The sequence below is a fragment of the Ruegeria sp. C9 genome (genome assembly GCF_056537585.1).
This window is the reverse complement of the sequence record NZ_JBQFRU010000002.1, coordinates 210,022-226,659: the sequence shown is the minus strand read 5'-3', so window position 1 is coordinate 226,659 and position 16,638 is coordinate 210,022. Positions and strand designations below refer to the sequence as shown.

The 16,638-nt window shown below is 55.8% G+C and carries 20 protein-coding genes and 1 tRNA gene; 7 read left to right on the top strand and 14 right to left on the bottom strand.

What is annotated here, in order from left to right:
- Nucleotides 1–42 precede the first annotated feature (42 nt).
- Together aroQ and ACR0NE_RS05300 are read left to right on the top strand one after the other, a co-directional pair.
- Nucleotides 43–492 (top strand): type II 3-dehydroquinate dehydratase, encoded by a 450-nt coding sequence (gene aroQ / locus ACR0NE_RS05305; protein ID WP_170393075.1) that lies wholly within the window; start codon nt 43–45, stop codon nt 490–492.
- On the top strand, nt 489–1,241 hold the full coding sequence (locus tag ACR0NE_RS05300) for an autoinducer binding domain-containing protein (protein ID WP_170393076.1): 753 nt from the start codon (nt 489–491) through the stop codon (nt 1,239–1,241). Before aroQ ends, ACR0NE_RS05300 begins: the two co-directional genes overlap by 4 nt.
- Nucleotides 1,242–1,604: 363 nt before the next feature.
- Here ACR0NE_RS05300 and tsf read toward each other — a convergent pair whose 3' ends face one another.
- The 5 genes from tsf to ACR0NE_RS05275 form a co-directional block, all read right to left on the bottom strand.
- The gene (gene tsf, locus ACR0NE_RS05295) at nt 1,605–2,480 is read right to left on the bottom strand and encodes a translation elongation factor Ts (RefSeq protein ID WP_170509912.1); all 876 of its coding nucleotides are present in this window, start codon (nt 2,478–2,480) and stop codon (nt 1,605–1,607) included.
- A 76-nt stretch (nt 2,481–2,556) separates the two neighbouring features.
- Nucleotides 2,557–3,357 carry a 30S ribosomal protein S2 gene (gene rpsB / locus ACR0NE_RS05290; RefSeq protein WP_170595625.1) on the bottom strand — a complete coding sequence of 267 codons (801 nt, stop codon included), beginning with the start codon at nt 3,355–3,357 and terminating at the stop codon, nt 2,557–2,559.
- Between the two features lie 168 nt (nt 3,358–3,525).
- Nucleotides 3,526–4,362: a lyso-ornithine lipid O-acyltransferase gene (gene olsA / locus ACR0NE_RS05285; RefSeq protein ID WP_170595627.1), complete on the bottom strand. Its 837-nt coding sequence runs from the start codon at nt 4,360–4,362 to the stop codon at nt 3,526–3,528.
- Between the two features lie 4 nt (nt 4,363–4,366).
- A complete protein-coding gene (olsB, locus tag ACR0NE_RS05280) occupies nt 4,367–5,122 on the bottom strand; it encodes an L-ornithine N(alpha)-acyltransferase (protein WP_170595629.1) in 756 nt (251 codons plus the stop codon).
- A gap of 106 nt (nt 5,123–5,228) precedes the next feature.
- Entirely contained in the window at nt 5,229–5,411 is a 183-nt protein-coding gene (locus tag ACR0NE_RS05275; RefSeq protein WP_170595631.1) for a DUF3553 domain-containing protein, read from the bottom strand.
- A 42-nt stretch (nt 5,412–5,453) separates the two neighbouring features.
- Between ACR0NE_RS05275 and ACR0NE_RS05270 the strand changes: the two genes are divergently transcribed.
- Complete coding sequence (locus ACR0NE_RS05270; protein WP_170595633.1) at nt 5,454–6,050, top strand: histidine phosphotransferase family protein; 597 nt, start codon at nt 5,454–5,456, stop codon at nt 6,048–6,050.
- Here the strand turns inward: ACR0NE_RS05270 and ACR0NE_RS05265 are convergent.
- The 9 genes from ACR0NE_RS05265 to ACR0NE_RS05225 form a co-directional block, all read right to left on the bottom strand.
- Nucleotides 6,047–7,309 (bottom strand): glutamate-5-semialdehyde dehydrogenase, encoded by a 1,263-nt coding sequence (locus tag ACR0NE_RS05265; protein WP_170595635.1) that lies wholly within the window; start codon nt 7,307–7,309, stop codon nt 6,047–6,049. The two genes, ACR0NE_RS05270 and ACR0NE_RS05265, sit on opposite strands and share 4 nt — an antisense overlap.
- 39 nt (nt 7,310–7,348) lie before the next feature.
- On the bottom strand, nt 7,349–8,455 hold the full coding sequence (gene proB / locus ACR0NE_RS05260) for a glutamate 5-kinase (RefSeq protein ID WP_170595637.1): 1,107 nt from the start codon (nt 8,453–8,455) through the stop codon (nt 7,349–7,351).
- A complete protein-coding gene (gene obgE / locus ACR0NE_RS05255) occupies nt 8,443–9,477 on the bottom strand; it encodes a GTPase ObgE (RefSeq protein WP_170595639.1) in 1,035 nt (344 codons plus the stop codon). The genes proB and obgE overlap by 13 nt, the downstream gene beginning before the upstream one ends.
- A 37-nt stretch (nt 9,478–9,514) precedes the next feature.
- On the bottom strand, nt 9,515–10,051 hold the full coding sequence (locus ACR0NE_RS05250) for a GNAT family N-acetyltransferase (RefSeq protein WP_170393085.1): 537 nt from the start codon (nt 10,049–10,051) through the stop codon (nt 9,515–9,517).
- Nucleotides 10,048–10,656, bottom strand: coding sequence for a LysE family translocator (locus ACR0NE_RS05245; RefSeq protein WP_170595640.1), 609 nt, complete (start codon nt 10,654–10,656; stop codon nt 10,048–10,050). The genes ACR0NE_RS05250 and ACR0NE_RS05245 overlap by 4 nt, the downstream gene beginning before the upstream one ends.
- A 95-nt stretch (nt 10,657–10,751) precedes the next feature.
- Nucleotides 10,752–11,021 carry a 50S ribosomal protein L27 gene (gene rpmA, locus ACR0NE_RS05240; protein WP_010440093.1) on the bottom strand — a complete coding sequence of 90 codons (270 nt, stop codon included), beginning with the start codon at nt 11,019–11,021 and terminating at the stop codon, nt 10,752–10,754.
- A gap of 11 nt (nt 11,022–11,032) precedes the next feature.
- Nucleotides 11,033–11,650, bottom strand: coding sequence for a 50S ribosomal protein L21 (locus ACR0NE_RS05235; RefSeq protein ID WP_170421606.1), 618 nt, complete (start codon nt 11,648–11,650; stop codon nt 11,033–11,035).
- A gap of 210 nt (nt 11,651–11,860) precedes the next feature.
- Nucleotides 11,861–12,667: a DUF2059 domain-containing protein gene (locus ACR0NE_RS05230; RefSeq protein ID WP_170595642.1), complete on the bottom strand. Its 807-nt coding sequence runs from the start codon at nt 12,665–12,667 to the stop codon at nt 11,861–11,863.
- A complete protein-coding gene (locus ACR0NE_RS05225; RefSeq protein ID WP_170421599.1) occupies nt 12,667–13,509 on the bottom strand; it encodes a DUF2059 domain-containing protein in 843 nt (280 codons plus the stop codon). Before ACR0NE_RS05225 ends, ACR0NE_RS05230 begins: the two co-directional genes overlap by 1 nt.
- Before the next feature lie 123 nt (nt 13,510–13,632).
- Between ACR0NE_RS05225 and ACR0NE_RS05220 the strand changes: the two genes are divergently transcribed.
- The 4 genes from ACR0NE_RS05220 to ACR0NE_RS05205 all read left to right on the top strand — a co-directional run bounded on the left by ACR0NE_RS05220 (nt 13,633) and on the right by ACR0NE_RS05205 (nt 16,636).
- Nucleotides 13,633–13,722: transfer RNA gene (locus ACR0NE_RS05220), tRNA-Ser, on the top strand.
- A 202-nt stretch (nt 13,723–13,924) separates the two neighbouring features.
- Complete coding sequence (locus ACR0NE_RS05215) at nt 13,925–14,479, top strand: hypothetical protein (RefSeq protein ID WP_170393102.1); 555 nt, start codon at nt 13,925–13,927, stop codon at nt 14,477–14,479.
- Between the two features lie 210 nt (nt 14,480–14,689).
- Complete coding sequence (locus ACR0NE_RS05210; RefSeq protein ID WP_170595645.1) at nt 14,690–15,718, top strand: alcohol dehydrogenase catalytic domain-containing protein; 1,029 nt, start codon at nt 14,690–14,692, stop codon at nt 15,716–15,718.
- A 42-nt stretch (nt 15,719–15,760) separates the two neighbouring features.
- Nucleotides 15,761–16,636 (top strand): branched-chain amino acid ABC transporter permease, encoded by an 876-nt coding sequence (locus ACR0NE_RS05205; RefSeq protein ID WP_170393104.1) that lies wholly within the window; start codon nt 15,761–15,763, stop codon nt 16,634–16,636.
- The last annotated feature ends 2 nt before the right edge of the window (nt 16,637–16,638 follow it).

Below are 16,638 nucleotides of genomic sequence, written 5' to 3'. Positions count from 1 at the left end.
AATTCATGTTTATGAAAAAAGGAAGATGGGGACAGTTTGAATATGCACAATATCCTGGTTCTGAATGGTCCGAACCTGAATTTGCTTGGTACACGGCAACCCGAGGTCTACGGCGCAACGACGTTGCAGATGATCGAGGACCTGTGCGTTGCGCATGGTGAAACGCTGGGTCAAATCATAACCCATCTCCAATCCAATCACGAAGGCGCGCTGATTGATGCGATCCACGCGGCACGCGGCGTTCAGGATGGTATCGTGCTGAACGCAGGCGCATTCACGCATACATCGATTGCGCTGATGGATGCGATATCTTCGGCCGAAGTACCCGTGGTTGAAGTTCATTTATCTAACATTCACGCGCGCGAGGCGTTTCGTCACAAATCGCATATCGCACCAGTCGCGATTGGACAGATCTGTGGTTTTGGCGCGCAAAGCTATGTTCTTGCACTGAACGCGATTGCCGCGCATCTGGCTGAGAGGGACACAGGATGACCCTCAAAGAGTATCTGAATTTTCTGAGCTACACGAAAACTCTGGAAGAGCTTTGGGATGCACATTGCCGCCAGATGGAAAAGTATGGCTTCGACCGGCTGTTGTATGGGTATACGCAATACCGAACTGCGACTTCGCTGGGCGATCCAGAAGACTTTGTAATCCTGACCAATCACTGCTCGGATTACTTGGAAGGGTTCCTTCAATCCGGCCTGTATTTTCACGCCCCCATGCTGAAATGGGCGCTGAACAACGAAGGCGCTGCAAGTTGGAGCATGATACAGGACATGATGTCCAGCGGGGTCATGTCGAACGAAGAGCTTCGGGTTTTTGAGTTCAATAAGTCGCGTGATATTACAGTAGGTTATACGGTCAGCTTCAACTCGGTGTCGATGCGTTCCAAAGGGGCGATTTCGCTTGCGGCACGTAATCACAGCCAGGAGGAGATGGACGAGGTTTGGAACGAGCACGGCGACGATATCCTTCTGATGAACAATGTTGCCCATCTCAAAATCCTGACCTTGCCATATCATGCCCCGAACCGCGCGCTGACCAAACGCCAGCGCGAAGCTTTGCAATGGGTCGGTGACGGAAAGACCACGCAGGACATCGCGCTATTGATGGGTTTGACTTCGGCAACGGTGGAAAAACACCTGAGACTCGCGCGTGAGGCGCTTTCGGTTGAAACAACTGCTCAGGCCGTATTGAAAGCCGCGTTGCAGAATCAGATGTTTGTGATGGAAGCATGACCCTATTTTGATGCTAATTAGCATCAAATTGACCTAGGGTAAGGAATACATGACTTTCCGAATCTCCCGATAAAATTGCAAATTGATATTGTTCCGTGAGTGGTGGCTTTAGCCAGGGAACGTTTTGATCGGATCTTTGTAATACCAAAGCTCTCTGATCGCTCTGACACCGAGGCGTCTATTCGTCCACGTCTCTTTGTCGGGATTATTGAGGGGCCCTTCCATCCCCATCATGCAGGGCCCCTCAATTCACCAATCTTCGCAAGCATCGGTTCACAGGCTTTTGACATGAAAAAAACCCGGCTGCGCTATGCAACCGGGCTCGGTATTTGTTGCAGCCTCTAACCGAAGCTGCAAAAGATTTTAGCCTTGGGCTGCCTTTGCAACTTCGGCAGCGAAGTCTTCTTTTTCGACCACGATGCCCTCGCCTACTTCCATGCGGACAAAACCGGTGATGGTAGCACCTGCTTCTTTGGCAGCCGCTTCGACGGTCAGATCAGGATTCACAACGAAGTCCTGGTTCAGCAGGGTCGCTTCGGCGACGAATTTCTTCATGCGACCGACGATCATCTTTTCGATCACCTGCTCGGGCTTGCCGGATTCGCGGGCGATGTCCATCTGGACCTGCTTCTCTTTCTCGACAACTTCCGGGTCCATGTCCGCCTCGGACAGGGCCGCTGGGTTCACAGCTGCAATGTGCATTGCAACCTGCTTGCCGAAGCCTTCATCACCGCCGGACAGAGCGACCAGAACGCCGATTTTGCCCATGCCGGTTGTCGCCGCGTTGTGAACGTAGGAAACGACAGTATCGCCCGACAGTTTCGACATGCGGCGGACCGACATGTTTTCACCAATGGTGGCGATCTTGTCGGTCAGAGTATCTGCAACAGACTTGCCGCCCAGATCGGCAGCCAGCAGCGCGTCGACGTCATCAACACCTTCGGCTGCGTAGGTGATCTTGCCGACCATCTCTTGGAATTCGCTGTTTTTCGCAACGAAGTCGGTTTCCGAGTTCACTTCGACTGCAACACCGTTGCCGCCGTTGACGTGAACAGCAACCAGACCTTCGGCTGCAGTACGGCCCGATTTCTTGGCCGCCTTGGCCAGGCCTTTGGTGCGCAGCCAGTCAACGGCTTCGTCCATGTTGCCGCCGGTTTCGGTCAGCGCTTTTTTTGCGTCCATCATGCCTGCGCCGGTCGAGTCGCGCAGTTCTTTTACCATTGCTGCTGTGATTGCCATCTTTTGGCTCTCCTCAATTCAAACGGAATTGGGGCAGGTCTACCCTGCCCCATATGTCATTTACGTGACGGGCAGCTTACGCTTCGGCTTTGGCTTCCGGCGCGGCTTCTTCAGTGGGTGCTTCTTCGGCAACCACTTCTTCAACTGGCGCTTCTTCGAACGCACCCAGATCAACGCCAGCGGCACCCATCTGAGCGGTCATGCCGTCCAGAGCGGCACGTGCGGCCAGATCGCAGTACAGCGCGATTGCACGGGCTGCGTCATCGTTGCCGGGGATGATGTAGTCTACGCCATCGGGCGAGCAGTTGGTGTCGACAACAGCCACAACCGGGATACCCAGCTTGTTGGCTTCGGCGATGGCCAGTGCTTCTTTCTTGACGTCGATGACGAACAGCAGATCAGGAACGCCGCCCATCTCGCGGATACCGCCCAACGAAGCCTGCAGCTTCTGCTGGTCACGCTCCATGCCCAAACGCTCTTTCTTGGTCAGGCCTTCGGCGCCCGATTCCATCGCTTCGTCGATCTGGTTCAGACGGTTAATCGACTGGGAAACGGTTTTCCAGTTGGTCAGCGTGCCGCCTAGCCAGCGGTGGTTCATGTAGTACTGAGCCGACTTTTCAGCGGCATCTGCGATCGGCTGAGCTGCCTGACGCTTGGTACCAACGAACAGAACGCGGCCACCTTTAGCGACGGTGTCACGAACGGCCTGCAGCGCCTGATCCAGCATCGGAACAGTCTGGGTCAGGTCCATGATGTGGATACCATTGCGCGAGCCGTAGATGAACGGACCCATGCGGGGATTCCAACGCTGTGTCTGGTGACCAAAGTGAACGCCAGCTTCCAGCAGCTGACGCATGGTGAACTCGGGAAGAGCCATGCTTTACTTTCCTTTTCCGGTTTACGCCTCGGCGGGGGTGAAAGAAGCGGATGCTCCAACCGGCGGGCCAGATAAGGATGTCTCCCTCAAATAGCCCAAACCCCGCCTGCGGGTTTGAATGGCGCGCGTATAAGGCAGGTTTTGAAGTAGTGCAAGGGCCAATCGCCCTTATTTTTCAAGCCGAGCCAACTCGTGCGCATGGCGTACGGCCTGTTCACAGTGGGCTGCCAGCGCCTTTCGGTTCTTAAAATCGCTGACTTTGGCTGGCGAATGGTAGATCAACTCGACCCAGCCCTGTTTGCGCGCGCTGAGGGTCTTCAGCAAGTGCGGACCAAAATCCATGTCTCCCCACCAGCCGTAGAACCGATCGGGTTGACCCTTGGGCGCATGGAAGACCACTGAGACGGGTTGGACATACATGAACTCGCGCAGTTCATCAGTAAAGAATGCAGCGAAAAGTGTTGTTTTAAAAGGTAAAACACGCAAACCATCGGTTGAGGTGCCTTCAGGGAAGAACAGAAGCTTATGCCCGGCTTTCAGCCGGTCTTCAAAAATTCTGGTTTGCTCTCGCGCTTTCTTGGGATTGCGTTCGATAAAGACCGTGCCTGTCGCGCGTGCAAGCCATCCAATCCCCGGCCAATTCGCCACTTCAGCCTTAGAGACGAAGTAAACGCGTTTGCGGGCGTTTAGGGCAAATATATCCAACCACGAAGTGTGGTTGGCGACCACAGCCCCACGTTCCCGCATCAACACGCCCGAGGTGCGAAATCCAATCCCGAGGATTCTGAAAGCGTTGCGACACACAAATTGCGCGATGAACGGCGTGATTGGCCGCCGGACGCCGAAGAGCGGGCGTTCGAAAAGGCGTACGGTCAGCAGAATGATCAGACCCCCAAAGACCAGAATGGCCAACGGGACACCGCGTAGAATCACCAGAACCCAACCGAGAAAACCAAGCTTGATCGGATCAGGCGCTTCATCGCTTTGCCAAGATAGGTCGCTCACCTGGTCACGCTCCGCTGTAAATGCGCCGTTGACGTTCGTTCATGCGGGCGGTGTCGAGGATCAGGCAAACATCTGTGGTGTTGAAGGCATTATCGATGAATGCCCCCTCGCCCACGAACCCGCCTAGGCGCAAATAGGCCTTAATCAGCGACGGTACTTGTATCATGGCCGAGCGCCGGTCCAACTCATCGGATGGCAAGAGATCCATGGATTGAAAAACATCCGGCTGTGCCCGTACCCGCAAATCCGGCGGAGCAAGATGATTGTGATGCAGCATCGACAGCGGTTGTGCCAACTTTTGCACATCGTTTCCATGAAAACTTGCCACGCCGAACAGCACTTCGATTTCGCGTTTGTTCACATAGGCCGCCAGCCCGCTCCACAGGTGGTACATCGCCGTACCGCCGCGATAGTCTGGATGCAGGCAAGATCGCCCAAGTTCCAACAGTTTGCGACCGCTCTGTTTGAGCACCGTTAGATCATATTCATCCTCGGAATAGAACTGCCCCAACTCAGCAGCCCGCTCACCGGGTAGCAAACGGTAGACGCCGACAACTTCGTTCGTTGAATCATCATAGACCAGCATATGGTCAAAAAATGGATCAAACCGGTCTTTCTCGAGCCCGGCTTCGTGATCGACCATCTCACCGCCGCCGCCCAACTCACGCACAAAGACGTCATACCGCAGACGCTGAGCTGCATGTAATTCAGCCTCGGTTTCGGCAAGTTTGACGGTGAATGAGGGGCCTTTGTCCGGCATCAATAATTGGTCCGCTGTTTGTGGTTGCGCGCTGATAACGCGTTTGCCCAGAGAAAGGCAACAAGCGTGGTTTTCGCGCAAGTTGTTAACCTTTCCTAAACCAGTTTCACGGATCAAAGACTGGCATCAGGGCTAATCGTGTCCCGTCGATCACCACTTTCCCCTGCTCGCGGAAGTTAACGGTGATCTTGCCTCCGATATTGGACTGCACCTGTCCAACACCCCAATCGGGGAAATCGGGGTGGCGGACATACATGCCTGGTGCAAGAATAGCATTCAAATCTGTCATGTTGGGCTCCGGGTCCTGCGGCAGATGCAGCAGGAGGTACGCATGGGCGCGTCAGACGTCAACCTGGCCGAATTGATCGGCTCTCGGATCTGTCATGATCTGATCAGCCCCATTGGGGCAATTACCAACGGGCTTGAGCTGTTGGAGATGGTTGGCGCAGTCCAAGGCCCTGAAATGGAGCTGATTTCAGGCAGCGTTGGCAGTGCAGGCGCCCGCATCCGGTTTTTCCGCGTTGCCTTTGGATCAGCAAGCGATCAGCCATTGGGTCGCACCGAAGTGGTCGAGCTTCTTAAAGATGTGGAAAAGGCCGGGCGTCTGAGGATCAGTTGGAACCTGACCGAACCTGTCCCGCGCAATCAGGTTAAACTCGCGTTTCTGGCTGTGATGTGCTGTGAAAGTGCGATGCCCTTCGGCGGCGAAGTGGAAATCGAAACTCAGGGCGACGCATGGACGGTGACTGGCGTTGCTGACAAGCTGAACCTCAATACGGGACTGTGGAAAGGGATTGGCTCGGGGCGATTTACCGAAAAACTAAGCCCGGCGCAGGTTCAATTTACCCTGCTGCCGGATACAGCCTCGACGATGGGTCGCAGAATCACGGTAGAAACGACCGCAACCCAGGTGACACTGCGGTTTTAGTGCCGCGTGGTCCCGTTTCCGCGTACCAGATACTTAAAACTGGTCAACTGAGCGGCACCGACAGGACCGCGCGCGTGCATCTTGCCGGTGGCGATACCAATCTCAGCACCCATGCCAAACTCACCGCCGTCCGCGAATTGGGTCGAGGCGTTATGCATCAGGATTGCGCTGTCAAGCCGTTCGAAAAAGTGCTCGGTGGCCACGGAATCCTCGGTAATGATACAATCGGTGTGGCTTGAGCCAAACTGCCGGATATGCGCAATCGCGGCGTCGATATCTGCGACGGGCCGTGCAGCGATGATACTATCTAGGTACTCTTTGCCCCAGTCATCATCCGACGCAGGAATGGTGTTCTCATTGGCCAAAACGCCTTCGGCATGCACTTCAACACCCGCAGCTTGAAGAGCAGCGATTAGATCACGGCCCAGTGTTTCTGCAACGTCTTGATGGATCAGCAAGCATTCTGCCGCGCCACAGATACCGGTGCGCCGAGTTTTGGCATTCAACACAACATCCAGCGTCTTCTGGGGATCGGCGGCTTTATCAACATAAATATGAACGATGCCTTCGAGATGCGCAAAGACGGGCACGCGCGCCTCGCGTTGCACAAGACCCACCAATCCTTTGCCACCTCGGGGAACGATGACGTCGACATAATCAGTCATGGTCAAAAGCTCTTGCACCGCAGCCCGGTCGCGAGTCGGCACCAGTTGAATGGCGTCTTCGGGCAAGCTAGCAGCTGCTAGCCCCTCAACCAGACAGGCGTGGATCGCGGTTGACGAATGAAAACTCTCAGACCCGCCTCGCAAGATCACGGCGTTTCCGGATTTCAGGCACAATGCACCCGCATCCGCCGTCACGTTGGGACGGCTTTCGTAGATCACGCCGATCACACCCAAAGGCGTGCGCACACGCTGAATGTTGAGGCCCGAGGCCATGTCCCATTCGGCCAACACCTCACCCACAGGATCGGTCTGATCGGCGACGGTGCGCAGCCCGTCAACCATGCCCTGAACGCGTGCTTCATCCAGCATCAAGCGGTCCATCATCGCGGGGCTCAAACCCTTTTCTCGCCCGAACTCCAAATCCTTCTTGTTCGCTTCGATAATGTCGGCACGTTTGTGCCAAACGGCGTCTGCGGCTACGATCAGCGCGGCGTGCTTGCGTTCGGCGGTGGCAAAGGCAAGCTCTTGCGAGGCTGCTTTGGCGCGCGCACCAAGGTCGGCCATCATTGCGGGAATGTTGTCGAAATCCTTCATCTCATGCGCCTTTCGGTCTCAGTTTATCAAATCACGCCCTCATAGCGCCAGATCGTCCCGGTGGATCAGGGCCGCGCGGCCTGGATAGCCTAGCGTCGCCTCGATTTCAGACGATTTACGTCCTTTGATCGCATCCGCCTCTTGCGCGGTATAGCGACTTAGCCCCTGTGCCAGCCTCCGCGCCTGCGCATCCAGAACAGCGACGGGATCGCCGCGACCGAAATCACCCGTGACCTCGACAATGCCAGCGGGCAACAGGCTTTTGCCATTGGAAAGCGCCCTTGCCGCGCCGTCATCGATCACGATCTCTCCGCGCGGTTTCATCGCCGAAATCCAGCGTTTCCGGGCTGCATGCGGATCGAGCGTGGCCGTGAACCAAGTGCAGCTCGCTCCATTTCCAAGCGTTTTCAGCGGGTTCAGGGGTGATCCTTCAGTTATCGCCATATCGCAGCCAGCAGCGGTTGCCATCTTGGCAGCCAACAGCTTGGTCTTCATGCCGCCCTTTGACAGCCCCGATCCCGCGTCACCTGCCATGGCCTCGATCTCGGGCGTGATCTGTTTGATCACGTCATATCGAGTGGCTGTCGTGTCCTCGTTGGGATTGCCCGAATAGAACCCGTCGACATCTGAAAGCAGGATCAACTGATCCGCGCCGATGGTCACGGCGATTTGCGCTGCCAGCCGGTCATTGTCGCCATACCGTATCTCATCCGTGGCGACTGTATCGTTTTCGTTGACAATCGGAACAACACCCAGGCTCAGCAGCGTTTCCAGCGTTGCACGGGAATTCAGATAACGCCGCCGATCCGCGCTGTCTTCCAACGTGACCAGCACCTGAGCGGTTTTGATCTCATGCGGCGTCAACGCTTCTTCATACGCACGGGCCAGCCGGATTTGTCCAACCGCCGCAGCGGCCTGTGACTGTTCCAGCGGCAGATTCTGCATCGGCAGGCCAAGTACACCTCGACCCAACGCGATTGACCCGGACGAGACCAGAACAACATCTGTCCCCTGCCCTTTCAGCCAAGCCACGTCCTGCGCCAGCGATTTCAGCCAATCCGACCTGAGCAATCCCGTATCCCGGTCGACCAACAAGGCCGATCCGATCTTGACCACCAGGCGGCGGGCATGGGTCAGGGTTGCCAAGGCGTGGCCTCCTCGGCGGGTTTCTGGCGCAGGCGGTTTTCATCGATCTGAGCCCGCAAGGACCGCAGCACCTCGGTCACGCCCAAATGCGCAACGCCTGACATGGTCATGACCGGGCCGCGAACGGCATCTTCCAGTTCGGCCTTGATCAGTTCGCGTTCCTCATCGTCCAGAGCGTCGATCTTGTTCAATACGGTGATACGCGGCTTATCCGCCAGCTCTCCGCCATAGGCCTCAAGCTCGGTGATGATTGTGCGATAGTCTTCGACCACAGTTTCCGAGGTGCCGTCGACCAGATGCAACAGTACCGCGCAGCGTTCTACGTGGCCAAGAAACCGGTCACCGATTCCACGCCCCTCATGTGCGCCTTCGATCAGACCTGGAATGTCGGCAACGACGAACTCCACGTTATCGACACCGACAACGCCCAGATTGGGGTGCAGCGTAGTAAAGGGATAGTCGGCGATTTTGGGCCGTGCATTGGATGTGGCAGCCAAGAAAGTTGATTTCCCGGCGTTGGGCATGCCCAAAAGACCCACATCCGCAATCAGCTTCAGCCGCAGCCAGATGGTGCGGTCGATCCCCGCCTGCCCCGGATTGGCGCGGCGCGGGGCCTGATTGGTCGCGGATTTGAAATGCAGGTTGCCAAAGCCGCCGTTGCCGCCTTTTGCCAGCAAAAATCTCTGACCAACCTCGGTCAGGTCACAAATCACGGTCTCTTCGTCTTCGTCCAGAATCTCGGTTCCGACGGGAACGCGCAGGATGATGTCGTCACCATCCTTACCGGTGCGTTGCTGACCGCGACCGGGTTGGCCGTTCTTGGCGAAGAAATGCTGTTGATAGCGAAAGTCGATCAGGGTGTTCAGCCCGTCCACAACCTCGGCCCAAACAGACCCACCCTTACCGCCGTCCCCACCATCGGGTCCGCCGTATTCGATGTACTTTTCACGTCTAAAGCTGACGCAGCCGCCACCTCCGGCCCCGGACCGGATGTAGACCTTTGCAAGATCGAGAAATTTCATAGCTGTCCCCTACTGCAAAGGCCCCATCGGCCACAAGTCAGAGTTTCTTTGTATAGGTCCAGGTGGGCACATTCGCATCGCGCGCCACCGAATAGGTTTCCGCATCGCCAAGATACTGGAATCCGCAATGGGTCAGAACCCGGGCCGAGGCCGGGTTGTCCTGGAACACGCTGGCGAACATGGTCGCGTTTTCCAGCGGATTGGCGTTGACCAGCGTTTCAACGGCCAGCGATGCAATGCCGGTGTTCCAATACACCGGGGCGACCCAATAGCCGACCTCGGACTGGTTGCGATCCAGCCGAGTCAATGAAATCAGTCCGATCAGCTCCGGGCCACCATCCTTTGTGGCATCCATTGCCCAGACATCCTCGTCCCGGTCTTCGGCCATCGCGCGCATCACAAACGCCTCAATCGAGCCGGGTGGCAATGGATGCGGGATCGATGTCGTCATGCGCGCCACACGCTCATCGCCTGCGTAATGCTCAATGAGACCCAAATCCGACCGACGCAGAGGGCGAAGGTCGAACCGCTCGGTTTCAATGACCGGCTGATTTATTATTGCCTCAATCTTCATGAGTGCGTTCCTCCTCCGAACAACACAAAAAGTACGGACGCAACTGTCAAACTGGCTAACGTCCACATCAGATATTTTTCTGCAGGCCGACCTTCAACCGCATGGGCGATCCGATCTCCTGCAAATGTCCAGATCGGGTGCAATACGATCTGGCAGATTAACAAACAGAGAGCGATCGTGAGGGTCGCCTCAAAACTGGGTGTTCCTGTTGCCACAAACCCGGTGAAACCTGCGATAATCATTGCCCAAGCCTTAGGGTTAAGCGGATGCACTATTAACCCCGCCAGAAAACCGGGCACTTGCTTATCCGATTGACCTCGGGAAAGCCGCAGATTGGCAATTTTCCACGCGAGCCAGCAAATATATGCAGCAGAAGCATATTTGAGTGTCTCGAACACCAACGGCACCTGATCGGCCAGTTGCATCAGGCCAAAACCAACCGGCCAGATGATCAGCTGTTTGCCCAGAATGACCCCGCCCACAAAGGGTAGAGCCGACCGAAAGCCATAACGCGCACCTGTTCCCAGCAGGACCATATTGGCCGGTCCCGGCGTGCCGACCTGCGAAGCGGCAAAAATCAGGAAACTGGTGGTTGCGACTGTCATCGGTTCTGGTGATCACGACTGCGTTAAAACGAAAAAGGGACCGGCACTTTGTGCCGGTCCCCCATGAATTTTTCTTAAACCTTCTGGGTTTCGGCTTACTCTGCGGCCTCCGCCACTGGCAGGACCGAAATAAAGGTGCGGTTTTTAAGTCCCTTATGGAACTTCACGGCGCCATCGACAGTTGCAAAGATGGTATGGTCTTTGCCCATGCCTACGCCTTCGCCCGGCCAGAACTTGGTGCCGCGCTGACGCACGATGATGTTGCCTGCGATGGCGGCCTGGCCACCATACAGTTTCACGCCAAGGCGACGACCAGCTGAGTCGCGACCGTTACGGGAGGAACCGCCAGCTTTCTTATGTGCCATTCTCTCTCTCCTTAGCCCTGAGCCAGCTCTTTGGCTTGCTCAACCCATTCGGGTTTCACTTTGATGGTGTCGATAGCAGCAATCTGCTCGTCCGACAAGGCGGCCAGAGCGGCAAAGCTTTCGATACCAGCTTCAACCAGCTTTTTGGCAGCGGCAGGGCCGACACCATTAAGAGCTGTCAGATCGTCAGCGGCAGCAGCTGCGGCGGGTGCCTCTGCTTTGGCTTCAGCTTTCTTGGCAGGCTTTTTCGCTACCGGAGCAGCTTCGCCAGCCGGTGCCGAACCGGTTGCAGCTTTGATGCCCGACTTGTCAGCGCCCGACGACAGGATGTCGGTGATTTTGACCAGAGTCAGTTTCTGACGGTGACCAACGGTACGCTTCGAGCTGTGCTTACGACGGCGCTTGACGAACTTGATGACCTTGTCACCTTTGATCTGTTCGATCACTTCGGCCTGTACGCCTGCCCCTTCAACGAAAGGTGCACCAACAACCGGTGCGTCGCCGCCCAGCATCAGAACATCGTTGAATTGAACTTTTTCACCTGCGTCGGCAGCCAGCTTTTCAACACGGAGCACATCGCCCGCCTGAACCTTGTACTGCTTGCCGCCAGTCTTGAGGACCGCAAACATGCGTCTTTCCTTTGTCTAACCGCGTTCTGTGGTCCCCGATTGGGTGTTACTGGCTTTCGCCACCTCGAACAGCGCGCCCTTTTCGGGCTGTGTGAATGACCTTTGGCACATGCCATCAGGTCAAAGAATAACGATACCCGGCGCGGAAAGCCGGCCGGGATGCGCGCTTATCGAAGCATTCATGAAGAAAGTCAACCAAAAATCTGCGGCTCAGAGATCCGACGCTTTCATGGCTTGCGCGACGGTTTGACCAAGCTGGTAAGAGATGCCGTTTAGCATTTCATCAAAACCCATGAACAAGGCGGAATTTAAGGCCCGACCCGCATCGGTGCGGGAAAAGGCGATGTTCTCTCGCATCTGAGACTCGTTCAACGGCTGATAGGCCAATAAAAGGAACGAGTACATCCATTCAGTTGTCTCCGCCCTGGTGTTCTCATGCTGAGATAGCAGTTCCTGCAACACGGATGCATCGTCGAACAGGGCACTTTGCCCAGAGGCAAGTCCTTGGTAAAAACTATAATCGGCGCTGATGGTGCCTTGCACATTTTTCTCGATCAGGTCGTTGACCTGCACATATTCATCGACAAGACGAAAAAACATGCCCTCGCGATCAGCCTGTTCGTAAGCGCTGCGTGCCATCTCTTCGATCGCGTCATCTGCAATGGCCCGGCGCGCCGAGTTTTCCAGAGAAACGATGCTTTGCCCCAGTTCGCTTTCAAAAAAGATCGAAGCTTGTTCTAGCTGCACATCGGACATCATCTCGCCAACCGACAGCGAAAGTTGTTGGTGCATCGTGCTCGGATCGTACAAATCCTCAACTTGCGCCAAAAAATAGGCTCCTCCTGAGCTGCCCAGCATCGACTCGTTGATTGCATGCCCTTGCGCCACGCCTTCTTCACTAAGAATTTTCATAAAATCCAAAATATGCATCGCCTGCATCAGTCTTTCAGCACGTTCGCTTGCGGTCAGAGGCAGCGCCCAGATCGTCAAACAGAGTGCCGTAGCTAAAACTCGCATCAGATATCCTGCGCCGGGCGCAATTCGGCCATGCGGGCGGCCAATACTTCGAACCGCATCGCCATGATTTCATATTGGATCGCATTCAACAGCTCATAGACCTCCTGCATCAGAGGCTGTTCCAGAGCGTCAACATAGGCGTCGACATCCTCATCCGAGAAATCCTGGTAGGTGTAAGCCGCCCCTGCCAAAGCTGACAGTTGCAGAGATCGACGCAACTCACCTTCATTGCGTTGGATCATCGCGCGCAGTTCATCTCCGCTCAGTTGCATGTCGATAATGCCAGACGCACTTGCGGCCAGTAAAAACCGCACCTGAATCTCTTGCAGCGCGCGCAGCGAGGTTCCGCTGGCGTCCACCGCACGGTTCATGCGCTTCAGGCTTTCAACGCGCGATGAGCCTTCTTTTATCAACTTCGAGACGATTTCCTGCCCGGCCAGTTGTTTGGCATCATCATCGTCATCCATATGAGCGGCGTTTTCAGCAACGACCAGTCTTTGCCCCAACTCCGAGGCATAAAACGAGACCGCGTGGACCAGCGCCTCTTCGCTAAGCGTCTGTTCAAGGATAGAGACGGCCGTTTCGTGCATCAAAGCGGTATCAAACACCTCTTCGGTCAGACGCGCCCAATCCGATCCGAAGCCGTCAGGGTCGATACCCAGCATCTGCGGGGCCGAAGCAGAGGCCTGCGCTATGCTTTCCAAGGCAACGTCAAACCCTGTCGTGGTCAGAAACGCCTCAATCTGATCCTGACTGGCGGCCTGAGATGGCGAGGCCATGACACCAAGCGAGAAAATTGGAAGGATGAGGCTGATTGCGAACTGGCGTATAAAGTAAGTCATACATATCAGCCTAGGTGTTTTCTTACCTCTGGCAATGGAAAATCCCACTATCGTCAAAATCCGGAACTTTCTGCTTGCACCCCTGCCCGTTCACCACTAAATCCCCCCCTCACAGACCCCCGCGGAGAGGTGCCGGAGTGGTCGAACGGGGCGGTCTCGAAAACCGTTGTGGGTGCAAGCCCACCCAGGGTTCGAATCCCTGTCTCTCCGCCATAAATCAATTCATCCTTCAAGGCTGTTTCTTTGCTTGTGTTGCGATTCCTGCAATGGATGGCATGATGTTGCCACTGCCTGCAGTGTCAATCAGCGCAGTGTGGCTCAAACCCGCAATATGCTGCAAACTCACGTGTTTTCCCCTTTGCTTTAACGTACCTTAACCCCATCTGAGCGACACATCATTTGAAGGAGACATCCAATGTCGCGTCTTTTACTTATCGTAGCCATCGCCGTTATCGGCGGAGGCGCTTACTATTTCGCCACAAAACCTGAACCAACCCCTGCCGAGCAGTTGCAATCGGCGGCTGAAGATGCCTCAGAGGCGGTTGGTGAAGCAGCCTCGGCAATACAAGAGGGCGCTGCTGATGCCGTTGAGGCGGCGACTGAACAAGCATCCGAGGCTGCGTCCTCGATTGCGGATCAGGCCTCGGAAGCTGCATCTTCCGTATCGGAACAGGCCAGCGACGCTGCTACATCTTTGACCGAGCAGGCCAATGATGCAGCCTCAGCAGCTGGCGATCAGGTCGCAGCGCTTGCCGGTCAGGGGCAGGAACTGTTCAACTCGTGGGTTCAGGACGGCATGCTGACCGCGCAGAATTTCGACTATGACGCAATCGTCACGTCGGTTCAGGAAAGCGCCTTGTCTCAGGACATCAAAACACAGGTTATGAAGATCCTCGACGAGATCAAAGCGTCGCCTGAGCTGGTTGTCGCGAAGATACAGGATCTGCGCAATCTGATGACGCAGCAGTGATCAATTCCAGAACTAGCCCCAAGAGGGCTGGTTCACCCGGTCGGGATGCGACTTAATTTGCGTCACATTACGGCATTACCCAATTGACATAGCTCACCGTGTTTGATTGCTTTCTTGAGATTGTTTTTAAAAAATAAAACCTTTTATCAGTGTGTTACATTGTGACGACGAAGGCCTCGTGCTGAACTCGCATCAAAGAAGGATCGAACGATGACCACCCTGCCCGACACCATGTTTGCCGTTGTTCAGACGCAGGACGGATATTCCGGCACAGCCACGGGACCGACGCTGGAGAATGCCTCGGACTGGTTAGCGGAGGCCGAGCTGCCTTTGCCTGTGCCCAAGGCGGGACAGGTTTTGATCAAACTGCGCACAGCCTCGGTGAACCCGTCAGATATTCATTTCATCAAAGGGGAATATGGTCAGCCGCGGGTCAAAGGCGCCGCAGCAGGGTTCGAGGGGTGCGGAGATGTTGTTGCCACCGGTACCGGGGCTGACGCACTGCTGGATCAGCGCGTGGCCTTTGTGGCAGCAGGCTCTGGTGCTTGGGCCGAATATGTTGTGACGCAGGCCCAGATGTGTATCCCCTTGCGCCCCGAAATCTCGGATGAAGACGGGGCGGCGCAGATCGTAAACCCGCTAACCGCAATGGCGATGGTGGATATCGCACGGGCTGAGGGCGAGGCTTTTGTGGTCTCTGCCGCCACCAGCCAGCTTGGGAAGCTGATGTGCAGCCTTGGACGGGATCTTGGGTTGAAACCGATCGCTCTGGTGCGGCGCGCCGAAACGGTCGAGATGTTAAAAGGCCTGGGTGCGGCAGAGGTGGTCGTGACTAGCGATACGGATGCGCCGACGCGGTTTGCCACGATCAGTGCAGATCTGAAACCTCGTGTTTTTCTCGACGCGGTTTCCGACCAACTGTCAGAGCAGGTGTTCTGCGCGATGCCCAATGGCGCGCGGTGGGTTTGCTATGGGAAACTCAGTTCGGAAATGCCGAAGTTGACTCAGATGGGCCAGTTGATCTTCATGAGCAAACGGATCGAGGGTTTCTGGCTGACCCGCTGGATGATGGACACCCCCCCGGCTGATCAAATGCGAGTTGTCAGCGAAGTGCAGGCGCGATTTGCAGATGGGCGCTGGCGCACAGATGTTTCCGCACGGCTTTCGCTACGAGAAGTGCTGCCAAATCTGGCGGATGCTCTGAAAAAGAGTGACGGGAAGGTGATAATCACTCCATAGTAGAACAAAGCGCCGGACTTAACCGGCTTAGGGAGGGTGAGATTGGATAACGCACAGCTGCTGATTAGCGGGCTGGCGAATGGTTGTGTCTACGGCCTGATCGCCCTTGGCTTTGTACTGATTTACAAAGCCACCGAGGCAGTGAATTTTGCGCAGGGCGATTTCATGATGCTGGGTGCGTTTGTCACCATTGGCCTTACGAATACGGAATATATGGGGTTGCCCTTCTGGCTGGCGCTACCGATTTCACTGGGGATTATGGGCGCACTTGGGTATCTGATCGATCGGCTGATCATCCGCCGCGTCTTTGGCGAAAGTCAGACTGCCGTGGTGATCCTAACCATCGCCTTGGGCTTTGTGATCAGGTTTGCAGCTGGTCTGATCTGGGGGCACGAGCCGCAAACGCTGCAGAACCCATTGGCTGGTAAGGAAATCCGGTTCGGTGGTCTTGTGCTGGGGATGGAGGACGTGGCCGTGATTGTTGTCACCGTCCTACTGACCTGGGGTCTTTATGTGTTCTTCAGCAAGACCAAGCTGGGGCTTGCCATGCAAGGTGCGTCTCAAAACCAGTTGGCGGCATATTACATGGGGATCCCGGTCAAGCGGGTTCAGGGCTTAATCTGGGCATTGGCCGGAGTTGTCGCTGGGATTGCCGGAATTTTGTTCGCGGCCAAAGGCTCGGTCGATCCCACAACTGGGCTTCTGGGAATCAAGGCATTTGCAGCAGCTGTGATAGGCGGATTCGGCAGCCTGCCCGGCGCTTTGGCCGGCGGGCTAATCGTCGGCGTAATCGAGCCCTTTGCCAGCCGCTATATCGCAGCCGGGTACAGTCAGATCGCGCCTTATGCGCTGTTGCTGGCAGTTCTGATCTTTCGACCGCATGGGCTGTTCAGCCAGGTGCGGGTCAAGAAGGTCTGATC

What these genes read in the sequence shown, in the direction of transcription:
- rpsB (WP_170595625.1), bottom strand. Translation starts at nt 3,357, where the DNA reads ATGGCTCTTCCCGAGTTCACCATGCGTCAGCTGCTGGAAGCTGGCGTT.
- ACR0NE_RS05230 (WP_170595642.1), bottom strand. Translation starts at nt 12,667, where the DNA reads ATGCGAGTTTTAGCTACGGCACTCTGTTTGACGATCTGGGCGCTGCCT.
- tsf (WP_170509912.1), bottom strand. Translation starts at nt 2,480, where the DNA reads ATGGCAATCACAGCAGCAATGGTAAAAGAACTGCGCGACTCGACCGGC.
- ACR0NE_RS05300 (WP_170393076.1), top strand. Translation starts at nt 489, where the DNA reads ATGACCCTCAAAGAGTATCTGAATTTTCTGAGCTACACGAAAACTCTG.
- olsB (WP_170595629.1), bottom strand. Translation starts at nt 5,122, where the DNA reads ATGCCGGACAAAGGCCCCTCATTCACCGTCAAACTTGCCGAAACCGAG.
- ACR0NE_RS05250 (WP_170393085.1), bottom strand. Translation starts at nt 10,051, where the DNA reads ATGAAGATTGAGGCAATAATAAATCAGCCGGTCATTGAAACCGAGCGG.
- aroQ (WP_170393075.1), top strand. Translation starts at nt 43, where the DNA reads ATGCACAATATCCTGGTTCTGAATGGTCCGAACCTGAATTTGCTTGGT.
- rpmA (WP_010440093.1), bottom strand. Translation starts at nt 11,021, where the DNA reads ATGGCACATAAGAAAGCTGGCGGTTCCTCCCGTAACGGTCGCGACTCA.
- ACR0NE_RS05225 (WP_170421599.1), bottom strand. Translation starts at nt 13,509, where the DNA reads ATGACTTACTTTATACGCCAGTTCGCAATCAGCCTCATCCTTCCAATT.
- obgE (WP_170595639.1), bottom strand. Translation starts at nt 9,477, where the DNA reads ATGAAATTTCTCGATCTTGCAAAGGTCTACATCCGGTCCGGGGCCGGA.
- ACR0NE_RS05235 (WP_170421606.1), bottom strand. Translation starts at nt 11,650, where the DNA reads ATGTTTGCGGTCCTCAAGACTGGCGGCAAGCAGTACAAGGTTCAGGCG.
- ACR0NE_RS05210 (WP_170595645.1), top strand. Translation starts at nt 14,690, where the DNA reads ATGACCACCCTGCCCGACACCATGTTTGCCGTTGTTCAGACGCAGGAC.
- ACR0NE_RS05245 (WP_170595640.1), bottom strand. Translation starts at nt 10,656, where the DNA reads ATGACAGTCGCAACCACCAGTTTCCTGATTTTTGCCGCTTCGCAGGTC.
- ACR0NE_RS05265 (WP_170595635.1), bottom strand. Translation starts at nt 7,309, where the DNA reads ATGAAGGATTTCGACAACATTCCCGCAATGATGGCCGACCTTGGTGCG.
- ACR0NE_RS05215 (WP_170393102.1), top strand. Translation starts at nt 13,925, where the DNA reads ATGTCGCGTCTTTTACTTATCGTAGCCATCGCCGTTATCGGCGGAGGC.
- ACR0NE_RS05275 (WP_170595631.1), bottom strand. Translation starts at nt 5,411, where the DNA reads ATGACAGATTTGAATGCTATTCTTGCACCAGGCATGTATGTCCGCCAC.
- ACR0NE_RS05270 (WP_170595633.1), top strand. Translation starts at nt 5,454, where the DNA reads ATGGGCGCGTCAGACGTCAACCTGGCCGAATTGATCGGCTCTCGGATC.